The 20,654-nt window shown below is 32.0% G+C and carries 18 protein-coding genes; 5 read left to right on the top strand and 13 right to left on the bottom strand.

Annotated features, from left to right (window positions below; genetic code table 11):
* Positions 1–8: 8 nt before the first annotated feature.
* Positions 9–1,151, bottom strand: coding sequence for a saccharopine dehydrogenase family protein (locus tag ACEN2K_RS12310; protein ID WP_441759628.1), 1,143 nt, complete (start codon positions 1,149–1,151; stop codon positions 9–11).
* A 232-nt stretch (positions 1,152–1,383) separates the two neighbouring features.
* Here ACEN2K_RS12310 and ACEN2K_RS12305 point away from each other — a divergent pair, with 232 nt between their 5' ends.
* Complete coding sequence (locus ACEN2K_RS12305) at positions 1,384–1,884, top strand: pyridoxamine 5'-phosphate oxidase family protein (protein WP_441759627.1); 501 nt, start codon at positions 1,384–1,386, stop codon at positions 1,882–1,884.
* A 198-nt stretch (positions 1,885–2,082) separates the two neighbouring features.
* On the opposite strand, the gene ACEN2K_RS12300 is transcribed toward ACEN2K_RS12305, so the two are convergent.
* The 3 genes from ACEN2K_RS12300 to dinB are packed head-to-tail and all read right to left on the bottom strand — an operon-like array spanning position 2,083 to position 7,012.
* Positions 2,083–2,691, bottom strand: coding sequence for an alpha-ketoglutarate-dependent dioxygenase AlkB family protein (locus tag ACEN2K_RS12300; protein WP_441759626.1), 609 nt, complete (start codon positions 2,689–2,691; stop codon positions 2,083–2,085).
* A gap of 29 nt (positions 2,692–2,720) precedes the next feature.
* Positions 2,721–5,774, bottom strand: coding sequence for a DNA polymerase III subunit alpha (locus tag ACEN2K_RS12295; RefSeq protein ID WP_441759625.1), 3,054 nt, complete (start codon positions 5,772–5,774; stop codon positions 2,721–2,723).
* 56 nt (positions 5,775–5,830) lie between these two features.
* A complete protein-coding gene (gene dinB, locus ACEN2K_RS12290) occupies positions 5,831–7,012 on the bottom strand; it encodes a DNA polymerase IV (RefSeq protein WP_441759624.1) in 1,182 nt (393 codons plus the stop codon).
* 85 nt (positions 7,013–7,097) lie between these two features.
* On the opposite strand from dinB, the gene ACEN2K_RS12285 reads away from it, so the two are divergent.
* The 3 genes from ACEN2K_RS12285 (at position 7,098) to ACEN2K_RS12275 (ending at position 9,374) form a co-directional block, all read left to right on the top strand.
* Positions 7,098–7,865: an XRE family transcriptional regulator gene (locus ACEN2K_RS12285; protein ID WP_441759623.1), complete on the top strand. Its 768-nt coding sequence runs from the start codon at positions 7,098–7,100 to the stop codon at positions 7,863–7,865.
* A gap of 437 nt (positions 7,866–8,302) precedes the next feature.
* Positions 8,303–8,743 (top strand): DUF1810 domain-containing protein, encoded by a 441-nt coding sequence (locus ACEN2K_RS12280; RefSeq protein ID WP_441759622.1) that lies wholly within the window; start codon positions 8,303–8,305, stop codon positions 8,741–8,743.
* Between the two features lie 187 nt (positions 8,744–8,930).
* Positions 8,931–9,374 carry a hypothetical protein gene (locus tag ACEN2K_RS12275; RefSeq protein WP_441759621.1) on the top strand — a complete coding sequence of 148 codons (444 nt, stop codon included), beginning with the start codon at positions 8,931–8,933 and terminating at the stop codon, positions 9,372–9,374.
* Between the two features lie 71 nt (positions 9,375–9,445).
* Here ACEN2K_RS12275 and ACEN2K_RS12270 read toward each other — a convergent pair whose 3' ends face one another.
* Both ACEN2K_RS12270 and ACEN2K_RS12265 read right to left on the bottom strand, forming a co-directional pair.
* The gene (locus tag ACEN2K_RS12270; protein WP_441759620.1) at positions 9,446–9,622 is read right to left on the bottom strand and encodes a histone H1; all 177 of its coding nucleotides are present in this window, start codon (positions 9,620–9,622) and stop codon (positions 9,446–9,448) included.
* A 295-nt stretch (positions 9,623–9,917) separates the two neighbouring features.
* A complete protein-coding gene (locus ACEN2K_RS12265) occupies positions 9,918–10,274 on the bottom strand; it encodes a hypothetical protein (RefSeq protein ID WP_441759619.1) in 357 nt (118 codons plus the stop codon).
* A gap of 637 nt (positions 10,275–10,911) precedes the next feature.
* On the opposite strand from ACEN2K_RS12265, the gene ACEN2K_RS12260 reads away from it, so the two are divergent.
* Positions 10,912–13,302, top strand: a complete 2,391-nt coding sequence (locus ACEN2K_RS12260; protein WP_441759618.1) for a glycosyltransferase — start codon at positions 10,912–10,914, stop codon at positions 13,300–13,302.
* A gap of 366 nt (positions 13,303–13,668) precedes the next feature.
* Here the strand turns inward: ACEN2K_RS12260 and ACEN2K_RS12255 are convergent, their stop codons facing one another.
* The 7 genes from ACEN2K_RS12255 to ACEN2K_RS12225 all read right to left on the bottom strand — a co-directional run bounded on the left by ACEN2K_RS12255 (position 13,669) and on the right by ACEN2K_RS12225 (position 20,624).
* A complete protein-coding gene (locus ACEN2K_RS12255) occupies positions 13,669–13,926 on the bottom strand; it encodes a hypothetical protein (RefSeq protein ID WP_441759617.1) in 258 nt (85 codons plus the stop codon).
* Between the two features lie 8 nt (positions 13,927–13,934).
* Positions 13,935–14,618: a HipA domain-containing protein gene (locus ACEN2K_RS12250; RefSeq protein ID WP_441759616.1), complete on the bottom strand. Its 684-nt coding sequence runs from the start codon at positions 14,616–14,618 to the stop codon at positions 13,935–13,937.
* Complete coding sequence (locus tag ACEN2K_RS12245) at positions 14,611–14,931, bottom strand: HipA N-terminal domain-containing protein (protein WP_441759712.1); 321 nt, start codon at positions 14,929–14,931, stop codon at positions 14,611–14,613. The genes ACEN2K_RS12250 and ACEN2K_RS12245 overlap by 8 nt, the downstream gene beginning before the upstream one ends.
* Before the next feature lie 16 nt (positions 14,932–14,947).
* Positions 14,948–15,145: a helix-turn-helix domain-containing protein gene (locus tag ACEN2K_RS12240; protein ID WP_441759615.1), complete on the bottom strand. Its 198-nt coding sequence runs from the start codon at positions 15,143–15,145 to the stop codon at positions 14,948–14,950.
* 362 nt (positions 15,146–15,507) lie between these two features.
* Positions 15,508–16,860 carry a hypothetical protein gene (locus tag ACEN2K_RS12235; RefSeq protein ID WP_441759614.1) on the bottom strand — a complete coding sequence of 451 codons (1,353 nt, stop codon included), beginning with the start codon at positions 16,858–16,860 and terminating at the stop codon, positions 15,508–15,510.
* Positions 16,860–20,177, bottom strand: a complete 3,318-nt coding sequence (locus ACEN2K_RS12230; protein WP_441759613.1) for an AAA domain-containing protein — start codon at positions 20,175–20,177, stop codon at positions 16,860–16,862. The genes ACEN2K_RS12235 and ACEN2K_RS12230 overlap by 1 nt, the downstream gene beginning before the upstream one ends.
* A 42-nt stretch (positions 20,178–20,219) precedes the next feature.
* Positions 20,220–20,624: a hypothetical protein gene (locus ACEN2K_RS12225; protein ID WP_441759612.1), complete on the bottom strand. Its 405-nt coding sequence runs from the start codon at positions 20,622–20,624 to the stop codon at positions 20,220–20,222.
* Between the last annotated feature and the right edge of the window lie 30 nt (positions 20,625–20,654).

Raw genomic sequence — 20,654 nt, 5'->3', positions numbered from 1 at the left:
ATTAATATCTATATTTTACCATAGACTCTTGAAACATAGTTCCCATTAAGAAAGGCATTAGGATCTATCTGGCTTTGTAAGATTATGCCATGCGGATTGGTTTCGAGTAGTAGTTGAGCAGCTTGAACCAAGGGGGCTGCTGTGGTGGTCTGTATTGCTCGTAAATGGTGATGTCCTACTTTTTGCGGAAGCACAACTTTAGCAATTTCGCGACGGCGCAAAACTCCTTCAATATCTTTTCCTTCAATGGCAGCATATAAAACGATTTGGTCGTCTTCGTTATGCGGAATCATAGCTTCCATTTTTTCTTGAAGTGTACTAATGTGGTTTTTCTTATTTTTTATATTGTGAATCTGTTCTTTAATCCAAGCATAATGGCCCGGAAAACGCAGCGTTTTATAATCTAAAGTATGTACTTTTCCTTCCAGAGCATCAGGTAAATCTGCAGCGCCACCTGAGGTCAGGTCTTCTTCATATACCTTTCCATTAATAATAATGGTTGCTCTTTCAGTTAGAGAAGGCAAAGTGGTTTTTTGATAATCACGTAAGACGATGGTATCTTTTAAGTATTCTGTAGCTACACCTACGGGGCTCCACGTAAAACCATAGTAATGGGGCGCTACGGCATGTTTTGTTAAAGCACCCACTTTAAACTGTAGGGTATGTACAGAATTGACTTTATAATCAGTACAAAACTTTTGAAACATTCCGTTTGCTAGTAAATCGATATAACCCGGAGCCAATCCTGTTTGTAGGATAAATCCAGTTTTGGCATTTTTTGCCAATGAAATAATTGTATCAGTTTCAGCAACATACTCGGTTAGATTAGCGTAGTGCAAGCTATAGTCCTTTGCTAATTGAGCCATACGAGGTGCCTGACTACCAGGTAAACAGTCAAGTATAATATCAGCTGTTTCTAAAATGCTAATCATTTGGTCAGTAAGCCCTTTTTCGGGTAGTAAGAAAGCTTTAATTTCTGCTGGCTTTGTACTTCCATTATCTAACCAGTGGGCTACTTTTTTTGCCTTAGATATCGTTCTGTTTCCTATAAAAAGTGTAGGTGTAACCTCACTCCATTCGATTAACAATAAGGCAGCAGCTTCTGCAATTCCTCCAGCTCCAGCAATGATTATGTTATAGTGCTTTCTCATAGCTTAAAGTTAGTTAATTTATTGCATATAAAAGTTAATGAGTTGATAATGTTGCCTATAGGTTGTTGTTTTTAAGTGAATACTGGAGGTTTAATCTAAATGAATGTTCTTGATCTGGGAACTTGTAGTATTACATAAAATTGTTTCAACATTATATTCCATTCTAAATCATCATTGAAATTGGTGTTAACTTTACGTAAATACTAATTAAGAAATAAAAAAAAGAGATATCATGAGTACAAAAAATTTATTTAGCGAAGAAGCAAAGGAAAAAATAAAAGACCTTGCAATGGATATAGATTTTGCAATGTTTACTACAGCGTTAAGCCAGCAACCATTACATATGGTTCCTATGAGTACTAAGAAAGTAGATGAAATGGGGAATATTTGGTTTTTAAGTAATAAAAATAGCCAACACAATCAAAATATTAAGATAGACAGCAGTACGCATCTTATCTATTCTGATCCAAGTAAAATGAAATTTTTAAATGTATACGGTCAAGCATTAATTTCAACGGATATGAATATTATAAAAGAACTGTATAAAAGTTCAGATGACGCTTGGTTTGAGGGTGTAAACGATCCTAATATTACCGCAATTGGTATAAGACCAACACAAGCATTTTATTGGGACCCTAAAAATAATACTTTAGTAACCTTACTAAAAATGGGTGTTGGAGCCATTACTGGTGACGAACCAGATTTGATGGATCAAGGGGAATTAAAAATTTAATTTTAAAAAAGCATTAACTCTAGCGTTAATGCTTTTTTTTATTGTTCAAGAATGTTCTTATTTTATTTATTGACTCATATGGTAGAAATCTTGGAATAAATTCAAGAACAAACTCTACTAATATAGGAGCTGACTCTAGTCATTGATGTAGAGGTTAGACATTACTTTAGTACTAAGAAATATGGAATAGTCTAGGATTCAATGTTTATCCCGTACTCTTCTAAATGTTAAGTTGATACGCGGTAGTACTTCGCGTGCTGTTTTGGGCACTTGATGTTGCCAGAAACTATTAGTAGTCCCTGACATTAGTAAGAAAGAGCCATGGTGTAATGGTATTTCGACCATTGGAATGTCTTTACGGAATTTATGGCGCAGTCTAAATAAGCGTGTTTCTCCAAAGGTAACAGAAGCTATAGTAGGATTTGGACCTGAATTATGTTCTTTGTCGCTGTGCCAAGCTACACCATCTTTACCGTTGCGATAGAGATTTAGTAGTACTGCGTTAAAGTCTAACTCCACTTCATTTTGTACCCTATCCTTTATGGCTAATAATTCAGTCGTCCATTTTAAATGTTGTGAATTGTCCTGATACCATGCGATCATTCTTGGCGCAGTAAGTCTTTTGTTGTAAATGTCCATTTCATACTGTCGCCATTTGGTTTGATGTAATAAGCATTCGTAATATTCATCTGATTCTTCTTTTGAGAAGAAATTGTCAATCAATACTAATTCACAGTCGGGAAGGTCAAAAATTTTTTTTCCCGCTGTTCCTGTAGTAAATAGTTCTGTATCGTTAAATAGAGTCATAATGTTAGATTTTTAAAGCGTATAAATGGTTATTGACCCATTTTATATCTCGGAATGTTAATTTCATGTGCCTGTGGATATGGCTGACGTTGGGTGCTGCTTACATCTTCCCTCATGCTTTTTTGTGTAGTAAATTGATGGTCTTTAGCATCCGAATAACGAGGATCTGGAACGAACGGCATTTTGGCCATTTTTGTAATAGTGATAGTTGGAAAATGATAGTCGACTTCTACAATTCCTAGCAATAAATAGCAACCACCACCTTCAAAAGGATATTGTGCCAGCGTATCAGGAAAATGCGTAGTATCAAAATAAGTTCCTTCTACATCAATCCAAGTTCCAAAATACATGGTACCTCGTTTAGTAGGTACTTGTTTTCTAGAAATAAGATAAGCCAATAGACGCACCTGTTTTTTATGGTAATTAAGTAATTCTTTAGCCATTACATCACCTCTGAATTTGGTTTGTAACAAGGCAAAAGGAGTGTGGGATATAGGGAAGCTTAAGAGTTCAATTTCATCAAAGGCATCTTCTAAGGGCGCACGCTCTAAGCTGGGCAATTGAAATTCTTTAAAAGGTTCTTGAAGCAAGAGTAAATCTGTAGTGGTAGTTGGCGCATTGTACCGCAAGCTTACCAGTATCAACAATTGATTTTTAGTTTTATTGGTAAAGCGAAAGGCACCAATAAAGATTAGAATTTTGATGCTCTCAAGACCAATAGCAATCCTATTGGTAAAATCATCTAATGATTTAAAAGGACCTTTTTGTTCTCTATTAGCTACAATAGCCATAGCAATTTTAATTTCTAGTCCTTGTAAATGTTGAAATCCTAAATAGATCTCTTTTCCGTAGACTGTAGTAGTGTATTCACTTTTATTAACACATGGATTGTGTATAGTGGCACCCGCCATTCGGGCTTCATGTACATACACCTCAGTTCTATAAAACCCTCCTTGATTATTAATTACAGCTACCATAAATTCAATAGGGTAGTATACTTTTAAATACAGACTTTGATAACTTTCTACAGCATACGAGGCCGAGTGTGCTTTGCAAAAAGAATAGCCGGCAAATGATTCTATTTGGCGGTAAATTTCTTCACTAAGATTTACCGGATGTCCCTTCATAGCACAGCAAGCAAAGAAGTTGTTTTTTACTTTTTGAAGCGCATCAAGAGAGCGTCCTTTTCCGCTCATTGCACGTCTAAGGATATCTCCATCAGCGGCAGGAAGACCACCATAATGCAAAGCAATTTTAATAACATCTTCTTGGTACACCATTATACCATAGGTTTCTCCTAATTGTTCCTTAAAAACAGGGTGGAAATAATCAAATTGATCAGGGTGATTGTGACGGAAGATGTACTCCTTCATCATTCCAGATTGTGCTACTCCAGGACGTATTATTGAAGAAGCGGCCACTAAGGTTTTATAATCATTGCATTTTAGTCTTCTCAATAAACCTCGCATGGCAGGGCTTTCAATGTAAAAACAGCCTATTGTATTCCCTTCAGAAAGAAACGTATTTGCTAAAGCTTCATTTTTGGATAAATTAATATTGCGTATATCAACTTGGATACCCTTGTTTTTAGCAATTAACTTTACACTTTCATCAATATGTCCAATCCCTCGTTGGCTTAAAATATCGAATTTTTCAAAACCAATAGCCTCTGCTATGTGCATATCAAAGAGTACGATAGGAAAGCCTTTTGAGGGCATCTCTAAAGGCGTATAATTAGTAATTGGCTCTTCAGATATGATGATGCCGCAGGAATGCATACTGCGTTGATTGGGATATTTTTCCAGTAATTTTCCGTATTGTTGTACCAGCTTAACAATAGAATTACTAGGATGTAATTTTGTGGGATTTTTTGCTAAAGCATCTAATTCTTCTTTGGGTAAACCAAAAACCTTTCCTACTTCTCTGAAGATAGAACGGTATTTAAACTCCACATTAGTACCACAAAAAGCCACATGCTCTTTACCATATCGATTAAAGATATATTCTAGAATAACATCCCGCTCTTTCCAGCTCCAGTCAATATCAAAGTCGGGAGGGCTTTTACGGTTTAGATTTAAAAAACGCTCAAAGTACAAATCGAGTTCAAGCGGACAAATAGCGGTAATTCCAAGGCAATAAGCTACAATGCTATTGGCACCGCTTCCACGTCCTATATGAAGAAATCCTTGACTATTGCTGTACCTAATAATATCCCAATTAATTAAAAAATAGCCGCTAAATTCAAGTTGGTCAATAACCTTCAATTCTTTTGCAATACGTGCTTTGGCTTCAACGTGGTCTTTGCCGTAACGCCAGGCAAGACCTTGCTCTGCTAATGTAGTAAGTAATGCAATATCGTTTTTTTGAGAGTTAGTGTAGTATTTTTTATTCTTTGGTGTCGAAAAGTTAAATTCAAAATTACATTGTTCAATAAGTGTTTCCGTATTGGCTATAATTTGTGGATACTGATGATAAGCTTGCAACAGAGTATCTATTGAAACCATCACTTCGGTGCTTTGAGCATAATCTTCTGGACTCAATTTCGAAACTAAAGTATTGGTGTCAATAGCTCTAAGGATTTTATGTAAATTATATTCGGTTTTAGTTCTAAAAGTAACGGGCTGTAGAATTACCATTTTAGAGATACTAGATTGCCACTGTTCTGCATACAATTTATTTACTTCATCAGGACGAATTCCTATAAATTCATTTTCACGCAATACATTTGGTGCTTTTTCTAAAGGATATATAATAAATACAGACTCGAATGCAGGAGCCACTATAGGCAAAGACTCACCAGTATAATTGTGTGCTGTTAAAAAGCGATTCATTTCGGCTAATCCTGAACTGTTTTTGGCTAAGCCAATGTAACGAAGTTGATTAACAGAACGAAACTCTATTCCTATGAGCGGTTTAATACCTACTGCTGAGCACTCTTTGATAAAATCATAAATTCCGGTTACCGTATTGATATCGGTTAATGCCATGGCAGTCACACCTGCATCTACTCCTTGAGGGATAAGATCAGAAAGCGGAATAGTGCCGTAACGCAAAGAATGATAAGAATGACAGTTGAGGTACATGAATACAGTTTTTAGATAAGATTCTATCGTCAGAAATGATTTTAAGTAATTGATATTTAATGTTTTCGCTTTAAGATTTCATTTTTAGTGTTGGGTTTTAATGCAGCGCCTGCACAACGCATCACGGCATCAAAACCATAACGGCTTTTAAGATGGTCCATAGCGTTATAGAGCGAAAGCATTTCCTGAGTATCTTCAAAAAGATTAATTTGATAAGTCCCCCGAACCAAACCGCTAAAGCGAATACCCACTAGACGGAGTCGCATGCGTCTTTGAAAAAGTTTGTCAAAAAGTTCCATTACCTTAGTATGAAGTTGATGATCTGCTGAGGTATAGGCTATTTTACTTTGTTTTGTCTCGGTATCAAAATTAGCATAGCGTATTTTTACCACTACCGTTGAGGTAAGCCATTGTTCAGATCGCAATTGAAAAGCCAATTTTTCTACCATTCCAGAGAGCACCGCTTTAAGCGCTACCATATCAATGGTATCTTGCGAAAAAGTATGTTCTGTAGTTATGGACTTCCTTTCGGTATAAGGTTCTACAGCTTGATTGTCAACACCATTTGCTTTTTTCCATATTTCTAATCCATTTTTACCAATCATTCGATGCAATACTTCCGATGGCATCTCAGCCAGAGTTTGAATCTTTCTAATCCCAATTCGGGATAACAATTGAAAGGTGACGTCACCCACCATTGGGATTTTTTGTATGGACAACGGATTCAAAAAAGGGCGTACTTGATTTTCAGTAATTTCTAAATTGCCTTTAGGTTTGCCTTCTCCTGTTGCTATTTTTGAAACCGTTTTATTAATTGATAAAGCAAAACTTATGGGTAATCCCGTTTCTTTAATTACATTTTGTGCAAGTTCATTGGTCCATTTATAAGCCCCATGAAAACGATCCATCCCTGTAATGTCCAAGTAAAACTCGTCTATACTTGCTTTTTCAACAATAGGTGCTTTATCTTGAATGACTTGTGTTACCTCATGTGATAATTGAGAATAACGTTCCATGTCCCCTTTAATAATCTTTGCTTGAGGACACAATTTTAGAGCCATAGCAATAGGCATTGCTGACCGTACTCCAAAACGTCTTGCTTCATAGGAGCAGGAGGCAACCACACCGCGATCACCACCACCAATGATTAACGGAATACCATCTAGTTGAGAGTTTCCTAAACGCTCACAGGATACAAAAAAAGTATCCAAATCCATATGTACGATAGCTCTGCTCATTATTTTTGTTTTATAAACAGCAAAATTAGCGCGTATTGTAACAAAATTAATTACATTTGTTGTTACAAATTATAACAAAAACAGTATGTCTATATTTTCTGACAACATAAGAAACCTGAGAATCAAGAAGAAAATCTCACAGGAAAAGCTGGCTGAGTCCCTTGAAATTACTAGAGGACGATACGTGAAATATGAAGATGGTACTTCAGAAGCACCCTATGATATTTTAAAGAAAATGGCACATTATTATCACATAAGTATTGATTTATTGCTGTCAGTGGATGTTCGAAAAATTCCTTTAGATGAATTGTTGCAATTAGAAGACAATCGTATTTTACTTCCTATTACTGTAAATAAAGAAGGGGATAATTTCATCGAAATTATTCCGCATAAAGCAAGGGCAGGTTATCTTTCTGGGTATTCAGATCCCGAGTTTATAGAGAACTTACAGCAAATTTCTTTGCCTTGGTTGCGCAATGGAAAGTTTAGAGCCTTCCCGGTAGAGGGAGATTCGATGCCCCCACATAAAAGTGGTTTTTACATCGTTGGCCGTTATATTGAAACATTAGGCGAAGTTAGGGATGGAAAAACATATATTTTGCTTACTAAAAACGAAGGAATTGTCTATAAACGACTAAACAAGAATGGCAAAAATGCTTTAATGCTTCATTCTGATAATGCTTATTATAAATCGTATGAAGTGAAAGCTTCAGAAATTCTAGAAATTTGGGAATTTGCTTGTAGTTTAGCTACAGAAGAGTTCACTCCTGATGACTTAAATCCCGAAAGTTTAAAAGAAGTATTAATGGATTTACGCAGAGAAGTTAGAGAAGTAAAGGAAAAATTGGCCTAAAAAAAACTTTTATAATGAAGTATTTTAGTTAAATTTTTTATTTAATAAATATTCGATAATATACTGTATATTAGTTTTTAATGTTTTTTTTTATTTGTAATTATAATGATTTAACTTACTAATTTTGGATAAAAAAATCAGGGGTTTTATTTATTACCCGTTTAATGTTTTTAAACATATACTACACTTCAAATACCCTTTCAATAATGCTTCATTTGATAAAAAAATTTTGATTCTTTTATCATATACCTACAACTATTTTCTACTTAATAAAGCCAATTATTCTATTGTGGTAAAAAAAAACTAATGTGCGAAAAGTTGTAATGTTGCCGTTTAATTGTATAAAAATAAAAACCATGTAGTAATCTAATTTTGCATCCGCCAAAAATGTCTAAAGACAATTGGCATCAAACAATTTTAGATTTAATAACATAAACATGTCTTATACAAATACTACTATAGAACGCTTTTTAGATGCTCAAAATAAATTATACCATACAGCCGTTTTAGAACTTAAAAAAGGAAAAAAAGAAACACACTGGATGTGGTTTGTTTTTCCGCAATTAAAAGGGCTAGGTAAAAGCTCATTGTCAAATTACTATGGAATTGCTGATATTGATGAAGCCAACCAGTTTATGCAACATCCCATTCTTTCTAAAAATTTAATAGAAGTGGCAATGCTTTTATTAGATTATAAAAATAAGTCAGCTGAAGGTATATTTGGCGATTTAGAAGCTAGAAAACTACTTTCCTGCATGACTCTCTTTAGTCAAACTGAACAATCACATCCCGTATTTCAAGAAATTTTGGATACCTTCTTCTTTGGTTGTGTGGATACAAGAACGATGGAATTAATCCAAGTAGAAATGGCTGTTTAGTAATTATTAGTTATTAATTGATTTATATATTTTCTTATATAATTACTGTTTTAAAATGGTTCATAAATATTCGACTTCTAACAAATCTTATAACTATCAACACTAATCTTATAAAAGCGCACATCTGTATTTTTCTAATTTTGAAAACAGATTTTAATCGTTAAAAATAATATTATAATCAGAAATTATGGATGTCTTTATTTTTTTACAAATATTTCTTTCTTCTATACTCGCGACATTAGCAATGAAAATTTTTAGTTATTTCATGCCAGAGAACTTTCAAAAATTATACAGACAACCCTTTCTCGTAACCTATTTGTTGCAAAAATTAAATTTTAGAATTTCAGCATTTGGAAAAATATTATTGGGATGGCTCTTGCATTTTATCATCGGTTTTGTTTTTGTATTTGTTTACCACACTATTTGGTACAACTCTATACTAATATTGCGTTGGGAGTCTGGAATCTTGTTAGGTGCGATTTGTGGCATCATTGGCATTGCAAGTTGGATTTGCATCTTTAAATTTATCAATTACCAGGCTAAGTTTGATTATAGCCGTTATTATCTTCAGTTATTTGCAGCTCATATCACATTTGGAATCGTTGCCTTTGCTACTTACAGCTATTTATAAAAATATTTAAACACAAAAAAAAGCCTTTCATATTGTATGAAAGGCTTTATTGTAAAGATCAGAGATAAGTCTTATTTCTTTGCTTCTTCAATAGATAATTTTCTAAACTCTTTTAAAAGTTTTTCAAGTTCAAGAGTTGCCTTACGCGCTCTAGGTCCTGCAGCTTTAATTCCTTTTTCCATTAGAGAAGTAGATTCTGTTTGAAAGTTCTCCATTTCGGCATTAATTTTTGCTAATAAATCTTGCATAGTAGGTTTTTTTTAAATTAGCTTGTAAAATTAAAACTTTGAAAGGAAGAGCGTCCTATAAAGTTGTTAAAATTAGCCTCAATCAGTGTAAATTCGGTGTTTTTGGCTCTTTATAGTGTACTAAAATAGGACTTCAGTATCATCACCTTCTTAGTTTACTGTGATTCTTCCCAAATACATTACATCATTAAGCCGACTTTACTACGCAACAATATTATGATTTTACCTTTTAAAGGTTCTTCGGCACGATGCATTTTAGTTAATGTAATTATTGATAACAAAGTTATCTGCATCGTTAATTCAAAAGTTCTTTAGATACTATTCTAGTGCAGCGCTCAGTTCCTAAATACAAAGGATTCCCATGCTTTTCAGACCAAAATCCGTCAAGAATGTCTTTGTTGATACATCTGTAAACTGCGACACCTTTGTAAATAATATTATCATCACCGCAATAGTTGAAATTGACAACTAAGATATTGTCTTTAAAAAATCCAGTACCCTTTTGCACCTGGCCACTAATTAACCACTGGGCAATTATGCAATTATTTGTATCAAGGGATAAGGTAATGGAGCCCTTGTAACTGATTTCATTACTGCCATCTTGATTACTCCCTTCAATGGAGTAAGTGCCTACTAAATCTTGAATAGTCATTATAGTATTTAAAAATTGAGATATATAAAGGTTGTGAAGCTAAGTAAAACTATTTGAAGAGGCAAAAATAGAAAATGATTTGCTAATATTTATTCATTACCACCTTATAGCTTATAATAGGGTTAATTGATTAAATAACCATTATTGAATGGGTTAGTACTATTGTTTCGAAACAGTTTGAGGGAAGTAGAACAAGATCTTTGGCTAATGTGGAATAGATAAATTTAAACTATTACAGTAATGATTTATAGGCTTTGATGCTTAAGTAGTTAGTGCAATTGGAGAGCTATGAAATATTATAATAAATAGGGAAAATACTATAAACAATAATGTTTGCTTTAGCTATAATTTTGAGTTACATCACAACCTTAATTAAGTATTCTAAAAATATCAAGAGAAGTTGCTGATGTTGATCTTTCAATACAAACCTTACAGCAGCAATCTGCAGATTAAGATAAGGATGAGCATAAAGATGAAAAAGAATTTTCCCAGCACACAACAGTTCAAAAAATAATACCAACTGGGTAGAAAGTATTAATAACAGCAAGTAACATACTGTTTTTTAATTGCTATTGAATTAGTTAAGACTTGGTTTAGCTACAAGAATAATCTATAAAAAATATAAAAACACATAAAGATGAGCACTTTAACAAATAAATCAAAAATAGTATTTCTTTCTACTTATCCACCTACACAATGTGGCATTGCTACATTTACTGAAGATACAGTTAATGCAATTAATAAATCTTACAATAAAAGTATCAGTTGCGAAATTTGCGAAATAACATTCAAAGGTGATGCGGCTCCAGATTCTGCTTACCACATACCGTCAAAGGATAAAGCGGCTTATAAAAGAGTAGCAACTGAAATAAATAAAGATGCGGATGTAAAGTTAGTTCACATTCAGCATGAGTTTGGATTGTTTGGTGGTCATTATGGGGATTATTTATTAGACTTTTTAGATGAGTTAAATAAGCCAATAGCTTACACTTTTCATAGTGTTATCCCTAATCCAAATGACAAATTAAAAGCAATCGTTAAATTATTGTGTAGCTATTCACAAGCACTTTTTGTGATGACTAATAAGTCAAAAAATATTTTAATGGATGATTACGGAATCGATGAAAAATACATCGCTTTTGTACCACACGGAACACATCTAGTTGATTATGAAAGTACAGAAGAAGCTAAAAAGAAATTACAATTAGAAAACCGATTGATCTTATCAACTTTCGGCTTACTAGGAGAGGGGAAAAGCATTGAAACAGGATTAAAAGCATTGCCTAAAATTATTGCTAAATTTCCAAATGTGCTGTATCTAGTTTTAGGTAAAACGCATCCCAATACTATTGTAGATAATCTAGATGTATATAGAAATTCGCTGGAGGCCATTGTTAAAGACCTAAAATTAGAAAATAATGTGCGCTTTGTAAATGAATATTTAGAAGTAGATCAACTATTAGATTATTTAAAAGCGACTGATGTTTACTTATTCACCTCTAAAGATCCTAATCAAGCAGTTAGCGGAACCTTCTCTTATGCAATGAGCTGTTCTTGTCCTATTGTGGCAAGTAAAATTCCTCATACTTTGGAGAGTTTAACATCTGATATTGGGATTTTAGCTGATATTCAAAATGAAGATCAATTTGCTGAAGCTACTTTAAAATTACTAGGTGATGCTGATTTAAGAACTCATATGGCTTTAAACGCTTACGCAAAAACAACGCAAACTTCTTGGGAAAACACCGCAATCAAACATATTAAAGTATATCAAGAAATTGCTCCAGACTTGAAACAAAACAAAATGACGTACCCAGAAATAAAAATGGACCATCAAAGAGCCATGACTACAAACATTGGCATGATTCAATTTTGTAAAATTTCTGAACCTGATTTAACAACAGGATATACCTTAGATGATAACGCAAGAGCTTTAATTAGTATGTGCAACCATTTTAAACTAACTGCTGACCGATCAGACATTGCTTATATTGATACTTATGTAAACTTCATAGAAAGATGCCAATTAGTAAATGGGAAATTTATCAACTATGTAGATCAATATAAAGTTGTAGAACCAAGAAACGAAGATGAAAATCTTGAAGATTCAAATGGTAGAGCAATCTGGGCGTTGGGTTACATACAAACTTTAAGAAATGAAAATTCAGTCGCTACTTCAATTTATAAAGCTAATATGTGTTTAGAAAAAGCACTTTTGAGCGTAGATCAATTGAGTTCGCCTCGAGCAATGGCATTTGCAATAAAGGGATTGTACTACATGTATAATTCAGTACCATCATCAAGAGTACTACAATTAGTCGAAGTCCTAACAGAGAGATTAGAAAACATATATATGAAAACTAAGACATTAACTTGGAACTGGTTTGAAGATAAATTAACCTATGCTAATAGCATTTTGCCTGAAGCATTATTACTTTCATCTCAAATGACAGGAAAGGAAAGTTCGAAAGAATTTGCGGTAGAATCTATGGAATTTTTAATTTCAAAAATGTTTGTGGATGGCAAATTTAAAATTATCAGTAATAATGGATGGTATTGTAAAGGCGCAGTTCCGCATCAATATGGAGAACAACCTATTGAAGCTAGTTACATGATGCATGCATTAGACCTATTTTACAAAACTTTGGGAAATCCACAATATAAAAAATACATGAAACAGGTATTTGATTGGTTTTTAGGCGACAATCATCTAAATCATATTATGTATAACCCGATCACAGGTGGCTGCTATGATGGTTTAGAAGAAAAAAATGTAAATCTAAATCAAGGCGCCGAATCAACAATTTGCTATCTTTCAGCTCGCTTATTAATCGAAACATATACTTCTAAAGGCAAAAATTCTTTGCGTTCAAAACCAGAAGAGCATGTCACTGAAAATTTATCGCTAATTGTACTGAAAGAATTATTAAATAACAAACGCAAAGAGGAAGATATTCAAAAAGTAAAATACAATTACCTGAACAAAGCTACCAACTTACACGGGACCTCAAAACTGAAAAAAGCTTAATACATCTAACCACAAAAGGTTTAAAAAAATGACTAAAATTAGAATTAAGTATTTTGTCAGATTAGATAATAGCAATATCAAACATTATTAAAGTAGGTTGTGAACTAAGTAAAACTATATTAAAACTTAATTGTAAAGAAACATTTGCATACTGTCCAATTCATAAAGTAATAACACACAAAAACCCTTTATTTTCAAGGGTTTTTGTGTGTTTTGCAATCAATTTAAAAAAATGGGTTTTACTTCCCGATGCAATTAGTATTAAACGCTATTTTTAAAGGGATTACAAGAGTAGAGATGTACAGCAGCTGTAGTTCTTTTACTGTTTTTGTGTTAATTAGCGCTTATAAAAATAAATTATATTTTTTATTCGGAAAGAAATAGTTGTGTCCTTTTCTCGATTAATGCAGTGTAACTGGCCTTTTTATCATCATTTAAAAAAGATAGTTGAATGAGTTCACTTGCTTTTAGAAGCCATTTATCTAATCTCTTGTAAACAAAGTTAACTTGTTTGTCATTTAATTCTAAATTAGCTCCAAATCGATCAAAATATTTTTTATTAAAATTTTTCTTTTTTCCTCCAAACAATAAGGCTGTATCTTCATCATCCTTTGGCATTATCATTTTTACATTTATAGATCATAGGCAGGTGATAATTCCCAGCTTAAATTTGGATGCCACATGGAGAAATTTTTCAAGTGCATATCATTATTTCCAATGATATAATTAAAAACTGCCAATTCAAAAAAACGTAATTTGTCTAGCAAAGTATTTGCAGATAATTCTCCTATTGTTTTGCCTACCATTTCCATTGTTCCTTTATATTTGTCTTCAAGTTCTAGTATTTGCAGTAAATCAATTATATGGATTTTAGCATTGGGAGCGGGTCGGTCAATACGCTTTGTTATATAGCACAATTCGCCCGAAGCCAAGGGAATCAAATTATGAGGAACTACGTTAATATTGAATAATTCGGCTAATTTCATAGATAAATGCTCGTTCTCAGGCATTTGCTCATACAACTGATTTTGTGGTTTTAAAATATAATTTCCATCAAGATCATCCATTATTGTTAAACGTCCTGTTTGTCCATCTTCTAAGTTTGATTGTATTAAACTTAATGATAATTTTGGCTGTACACCAGGAACAGTTATGGATAGTTCAATGGCCTCTTTTGCGAGTTTAGCCATATCTTCTAGTCGATAGGGAAGACTTGGAGCTTTGCTTGTTCCATAAAATGCTTTATTACATTTTGCATGATAATGGTCGTTATTATCATCTTGAAGTTGCTGATAGCAATACAAACACCTACGCATTTTCACTTTGAATTAAAGGATGAACACTTACCGCACCAATACTATTTTGGCAACAAGCCAATAACAGTCCCATTCGGTCATTTTTATTAATTTTCCAACTTTCTGAATCTATATTCAACAGCCAACCTTCAGGAATTAACCCATCAAAAAAAGGAAATAAATACTTGCTTGTATAGACTTGTGTGCGCACGGGCATATTAAAAGTAATAAAATCGTCGGGATGATTTGTACAATATTCAATATCGTAAACAAATTTATATTCTCCACTATCTTGTTCGCTTAATACACCTGCTCTTTGATTGTTATATTTTATTATGACTTATCTCATCTTACTTTTCGATTATCGGACCTACTTTATGACCAAACATTCTTAAAACGTGATTCACTTTAGACAAGCTTAAGTTCTCTTTGCCTTGTTCTATTTTTCGAATGACTGTTAAAGCTACACCTGCTTTCATAGCAAACTCTTCTTGAGTAAGATTAGCTTGTTTACGTCTTGTTTTAACAAAATTTGCAATTGAATCCATGTTATATGCTTTTGGATATAAAAATAGTTAAAAAATACATATTATATGTAATTAAATATAAAATAGATTTTTAGAATTAAATTATATGCATTTAAATATAGTTTGAATATAAATTACCGAGATAACAGTAAAAATAGTCCGGTTTGATTTCGTAGAGAGTCTCCAAAAAAAAAAATTTAATAAAAAAAGCAACTCCGAAATGGAAGGAATTGCTTGAAATTTCTTTTCTTACTGAAGAAATGAAGGAAAAATATTTGAATTTATTGGAAAGTAGAGTAGGTGTGTATAAATCGTTCTTAAATGACAATTTATTAATACAAATATTAAAGTCTAACAAATGATTGTAATCTACTGACCACATTTTATAAAAATGTAGGTTCTTTTATATTATATTCATTTAAGACTTTTCCCCATTTAGTTGTAACATCAGTACTTATGAGCAAAGCTTCTTCATTAGCTACTTTTTGACCTTCTATTTTATTAAAGGATAAAAAATTAAAACTTCCATGAATGTAATAATCATTGTCTTTTATTACTAGCTTTCTGTGTGAACCCACCATTTTGGTATTTCCTGCTTTTGCAAAATGTGTTGGTAAATGGATTAGTTTAAAGATGCTGTAAGATTGCTCTAATCGTTCCATTTCTTTTAATGCATTTCTATCATGCTCATCAGTACCTCCAATACCATATAAAACCATTATTTTAATATTTCTTTTTAGAGCAGCTTCAATTTCTGATATATAATTTAGAGTAGCTCTTTTAATCCAAGGGCTTTCAATTAATAGCTTTTGATTAACATTTTGTATCGCTTCAATAAATTTTGCTTTTGTTTCCCAAATTGATAGGGTTTGTATTTTATTTTTGCTTTCGATTAATGGCAATCTATCAAATAATGGGCTACTGTCTTTATCTTCTTTTTCAATTTTAGCAATAACTGAACGCTCTGATTCTGAATATTGGTATATAATATTTGGGTATTGTTCCGAAATAATTTGTGTTAGTTTTTTATTTAATGAAAGTTCTTTATTTCTATTACGAATTTCTACTCTTGGCTCTAATTCATCTTCTTTTTCACGTGTTGGAATATATTCAATTAGATAGTAATCGTTATATTCTTTTTTATCAAATTTAATTTCGTTCGCATTATAATCAACTAAATAAGCCTTTCCAGATTTTGCTTTTTTATAAATATCAGCAAGTTGCTCACTTTTATTTAATAATAAATCTGGACTTTTAATAGGATAATTGTTTTTTGCTTCGAGTTTGTTTAGAGTTGTACCATTACTTAACAGATCAAAATCATTAATTAATACTTCATCGGTATAGGCATCTATATAAAATTCAAATTCTTCCTCTGAAAGAATTTTAAGAATGTTATTGTCTTTAACAAAATCGTTACCAATTACTGTAACTAACCATTTGCCGGATATCAAATCTAAATAACCTCTTTCTCTAAGAAAATAAAGTTCTTTCAGGATGAAATCATCTTGATCCAATCCTAAGAAATGTGATAATTCCTCTTCGGTATTTAAACCGGATTTAATTGCTTTAATAAAAACGGTATAAACTTGTTTAATTGATTCTTCTGGAGATTTATTAACAGTAGCATTAATTTTTATTCTTCTATAAGGATAAGCTATAAGTATGATTTCATTAATTCGGTAATTACTTGGGCACTGTTCCTCCAGTTTTTTAAATATATCTTTTAAATCCATTAGAAAATTTGTTCTATAGTATTAACAATCCAGTCTTTTTTTATTTCTTTTAAATATCGCTTTAAAGCAGGTATTTCTTCTTTTAGTTGTGGAGCTTCTGCCGACATTAACCAATCGTAATTTCCAATTATAATCAATAATTTCTTTTGACGTGAAAGCGCCACATTAATACGATTTGCATTTGCTAAAAAGCCTAAAGTATTTTGTCTGCTTCTCACTAAATCAAAAATAATGATGTCTTTTTCTAAACCTTGAAATTTATCAACAACAGATGAAGTAATGTTTTCTTGTTTTAAGTTGGTACATTTTCTGTAATCCAAGTTTTTTCTAAGCACGTTTTTTATTTCATTTACTTGAGCAGAATAACCTGTAATAATTCCAATGGAATAATTTTTCACCAGAGGGTACTGATCTAGCTTCATAAGAACCTCTGGAATTAGGTTGGCACTTATTTTATTTTTAGAGGAACCATTACCATTTATTTCACTTTTATAATCATTTCCAATATTTAAAAAAATAATAGAACTATTTACTTTCAAATTTAAATTATGCTCTTTTCCTTGAGGTCTATCAACTGGCTGAATTGCTTGGTCACCATAAGGTTCATAAAAGCATTTTGAAGTTAATAAAACTTGATCAATTGAACTTCGTCTGCACACCTCCAATTGACTTTTAAAATCTTCATCAATTGAAGTTATTATTTGTTCAAATAAACTAGGTCTATTAAAATAGTCATCCCAACTATCAAAGTCGTCCTCTTTTTTAAAGTTTCCTCTTAACCATTTTTCCACTTCTCTTGTGCTTGTAAGCATTGGTCTTAATTGCCTATGATCACCTACTAGTATAGCTTTGTGTGCTAACACAAGAGGTATTAATGATTCGGCAGTTGTGGCTTTACCACTTTCATCCATAATCACATAATCAAACTCAAAATTATACTTAGCATATTTTTTTGAAGCAATGTGATTAGTTGTTGCTCCAATAACACGAATACTGTCAATTAACTTTTGATTTAAGTTACTACTTTCATCTAAAGAACTAATTGTATTGAGCCATTCTTTATAGATACGTTGTTTTTCAAAATATTCTTCAAAGTCAATGCCTGTTCTCTCAGATAATTGTATAATTAGTTCTGATTCTGATTTCAAAAAATCAAGTATAAAACTTCTTTTAGTATGAGCAGTTACTTCTTTTTTTAAGTTATTAACTTTAAACTCCCAGTTTTTATTAGAGGAAAGAATCTCTACAACGGGTAACAAATTACTATTTAAATCTTTGACTACATCTAAAAACTTTTCTTTAATTGGTTTCCAATTTTCTTTAGTTCTTTTTCTAGTTTTTTCTTTCCAGCCCTCAATTTTTTGCTCTAATGTGTGTTTTGCTAAACTTGGTTTAGGTTGTCTAACTCCACTTAAACGAACAAACGGTATGTCTTTTTCGAGTAAATTATCCAATACATTATCTACCGCATCATTAGTTTGAGAGGTAATTAAAATTTTAGCATTGGGCTTTTTATTCAATATTTGAAGAACAATTTCAGTAATAACTGTGGTCTTTCCGGTTCCAGGAGGTCCTTGAATGATTGTTAATGGTTCTCTATTTAATGCATTAATTACAGCACGTTGTTGATTAGCGCTATATTCAAAAGGAATGTCATTTTCATCTGTTTGATAAACATCCTTTAGTTCATAAATATCTAAGTATTTGCTTTTCAATTCAGCAGAATTAAATAAATAATGCATCAAGTCTCTATTTTGTACATCATTAAATTCAACCTTTTTGATAGCTTCTAATTGTCGTTTTTTTTCTTCTTCCTGTTTACTGATGTTTTGAAACAAATACCCTTTTTTAGGTATTTCTTCAAATGATAGACGTTCACAATCTTTGAATTTTATAATTCGGCTTTTGGAGTCAAAATCAAAAGCAATACCCGAAAATTTTAGTGGTTTTCTTATTTGCTTTTTATCGGCTGTTTCGCTAATAATATATTCAAATTCTTCTGGACGTGGCGGTAGCGATTGGTCGATATGATTAAAAATTAATCCTTTGTTAGAATATTTTTCATTTTCGTCAATTTTAAACCAAACTTCGTAATCACTTTTCTTATCAAAACTTAAGAAAGATAACCTTAGAGAGTTTTGTTCCAGTACTTCCAATTCTTTGTTTAGTAGGTCTTTATAGAACTTTAATTCTTTATTTGTTTCTTGTTTTCCCTTCTTGTAGCTGCTTTCACTGTTTTTTGCAATTTGTTGTTTTTTTAAAAAAGGAGTTAAATTATAAGTTGTATAACTATAGGAATCAAATTTAACGGGTTCTCCAATTTTTTTAGCAAAAGTTTCTGCGTATATCTGTTTTTGATCTAAGATATCTTTTTTACTAAAATTTCTAATTACTAAATGCTTTTCATTAACTATCCAAAGGCAATGCAAATAGTAGCTTTCAGTATAAATATCTAACAAAAAATTATCTTTTGAATTTGGTCTGACATTAATTTTCGGAAGCCATTTGCCATTTTCGCTTCCATTTAATTCCTTAATTAGTTCATTCGTAAAATCTCCTTTAACTTCAATTGCATTGGATTTTTCAAATGAACTATTGAATAAGGACTTACTAATTTCTTCTTTTAAATTAGTATAATTAATACGTTCTTCAGGAGCTTGAACACAGCATTTGTCTATAACATCTTTAATTGTTTCATGTTCAGGTAATTCATTTTTTTCAAAATACCATTCAACAATTTTTCCTATCGAATAAATATCCGATTGATATGGAAAGCCCTTTGGTATGGTTCTATCCCATTTTTCAGGAGCTGCAAAATCTTTTGCAAAAATTTCTAGTTCTTTTTCCTGACTCAATGTTGTACAAATATCAGCAATACCAAAATCGATTAAATAAAAGTCTAAGTTTTCGTCCACTAATATATTGGCTGGATTTAAGTCTCCATGTGTGATTCTGAAATTTTGAAGCAATTTTTTTAAACAAGCGATGCTATTTTCTATTCCTTTTATAAATGAAGCAGGCTTAATATTATGAACACTATTTTCTAATGTATCCGCTTCTTTATATTCAAAAATAATGCAATAGGCTTGTTCTGTTTGATCCCAATCATATTCAATTATTTTTGCTAAACTTGTATGAGTTGCCTTTTTAATATTTCTCAGTTTATCGAATAAAATTTTACCAGCTTGAGAGTTTTGCTCAATTCCTTTTATCCATTTTGCAAAAAAAAGATTTTCCTCTTCATCTTGTACTATTGCAGTTGTGGAATATCCTCTTTCTTGTTTTTTGCTATGTATTTGGTATTTTTCTAAAATCATATATTTTTTATGTGGTAAAATATTTTTTTTTAATTTTGTATGCTAATTTTGTATCATTTCTAACGCAATAGGAGTTTCATTGATAAGGAAAAAAATTTTGCCTTCTTTCTCTTTAATTCCAATTCCCATAATCGAAAAATAATCCTTTTCATTTCCGAGCTTAATCATTTGTCTCTTTTGATCGAATTTCCATTTGGCATTTTTAAGCATATTCAAGGTCATTAAAAATATCTGAGAGGTATTTTTTGATTGAAGCACAAAATTGTCATTTTCGTAAAACGTAAACGTAGCATCATCGAAACCAGCAATTATATCTTTTATTTTGGGATCTGATTTTGGCGTCCAATTTTTTTGAACTTTCCAACTGCCATACATTTTTCCCGCACTGATTTCTTGACTAAATGCTTGTAGCGAAAGGAATAGAAATAGGAGGAGTAGGGTTTTCATTGGATTTTTGTTTTTAGTTTTTTTTCTATG

This window comes from Flavobacterium sp. W21_SRS_FM3, from assembly GCF_052113625.1.
In the GTDB taxonomy this organism is placed as follows: Bacteria; Bacteroidota; Bacteroidia; order Flavobacteriales; family Flavobacteriaceae; genus Flavobacterium.
Note: the sequence above shows the minus strand (reverse complement) of the source record. Positions and strands in the feature narration are given on the sequence as shown.

Coding starts and splice junctions, on each gene's coding strand:
- ACEN2K_RS12310 (WP_441759628.1), bottom strand. CDS start 1,151: ATGAGAAAGCACTATAACATAATCATTGCTGGAGCTGGAGGAATTGCA.
- ACEN2K_RS12305 (WP_441759627.1), top strand. CDS start 1,384: ATGAGTACAAAAAATTTATTTAGCGAAGAAGCAAAGGAAAAAATAAAA.
- ACEN2K_RS12300 (WP_441759626.1), bottom strand. CDS start 2,691: ATGACTCTATTTAACGATACAGAACTATTTACTACAGGAACAGCGGGA.
- ACEN2K_RS12295 (WP_441759625.1), bottom strand. CDS start 5,774: ATGTACCTCAACTGTCATTCTTATCATTCTTTGCGTTACGGCACTATT.
- dinB (WP_441759624.1), bottom strand. CDS start 7,012: ATGAGCAGAGCTATCGTACATATGGATTTGGATACTTTTTTTGTATCC.
- ACEN2K_RS12285 (WP_441759623.1), top strand. CDS start 7,098: ATGTCTATATTTTCTGACAACATAAGAAACCTGAGAATCAAGAAGAAA.
- ACEN2K_RS12280 (WP_441759622.1), top strand. CDS start 8,303: ATGTCTTATACAAATACTACTATAGAACGCTTTTTAGATGCTCAAAAT.
- ACEN2K_RS12275 (WP_441759621.1), top strand. CDS start 8,931: ATGGATGTCTTTATTTTTTTACAAATATTTCTTTCTTCTATACTCGCG.
- ACEN2K_RS12270 (WP_441759620.1), bottom strand. CDS start 9,622: ATGCAAGATTTATTAGCAAAAATTAATGCCGAAATGGAGAACTTTCAA.
- ACEN2K_RS12265 (WP_441759619.1), bottom strand. CDS start 10,274: ATGACTATTCAAGATTTAGTAGGCACTTACTCCATTGAAGGGAGTAAT.
- ACEN2K_RS12260 (WP_441759618.1), top strand. CDS start 10,912: ATGAGCACTTTAACAAATAAATCAAAAATAGTATTTCTTTCTACTTAT.
- ACEN2K_RS12255 (WP_441759617.1), bottom strand. CDS start 13,926: ATGATAATGCCAAAGGATGATGAAGATACAGCCTTATTGTTTGGAGGA.
- ACEN2K_RS12250 (WP_441759616.1), bottom strand. CDS start 14,618: ATGCGTAGGTGTTTGTATTGCTATCAGCAACTTCAAGATGATAATAAC.
- ACEN2K_RS12240 (WP_441759615.1), bottom strand. CDS start 15,145: ATGGATTCAATTGCAAATTTTGTTAAAACAAGACGTAAACAAGCTAAT.
- ACEN2K_RS12235 (WP_441759614.1), bottom strand. CDS start 16,860: ATGGATTTAAAAGATATATTTAAAAAACTGGAGGAACAGTGCCCAAGT.
- ACEN2K_RS12230 (WP_441759613.1), bottom strand. CDS start 20,177: ATGATTTTAGAAAAATACCAAATACATAGCAAAAAACAAGAAAGAGGA.
- ACEN2K_RS12225 (WP_441759612.1), bottom strand. CDS start 20,624: ATGAAAACCCTACTCCTCCTATTTCTATTCCTTTCGCTACAAGCATTT.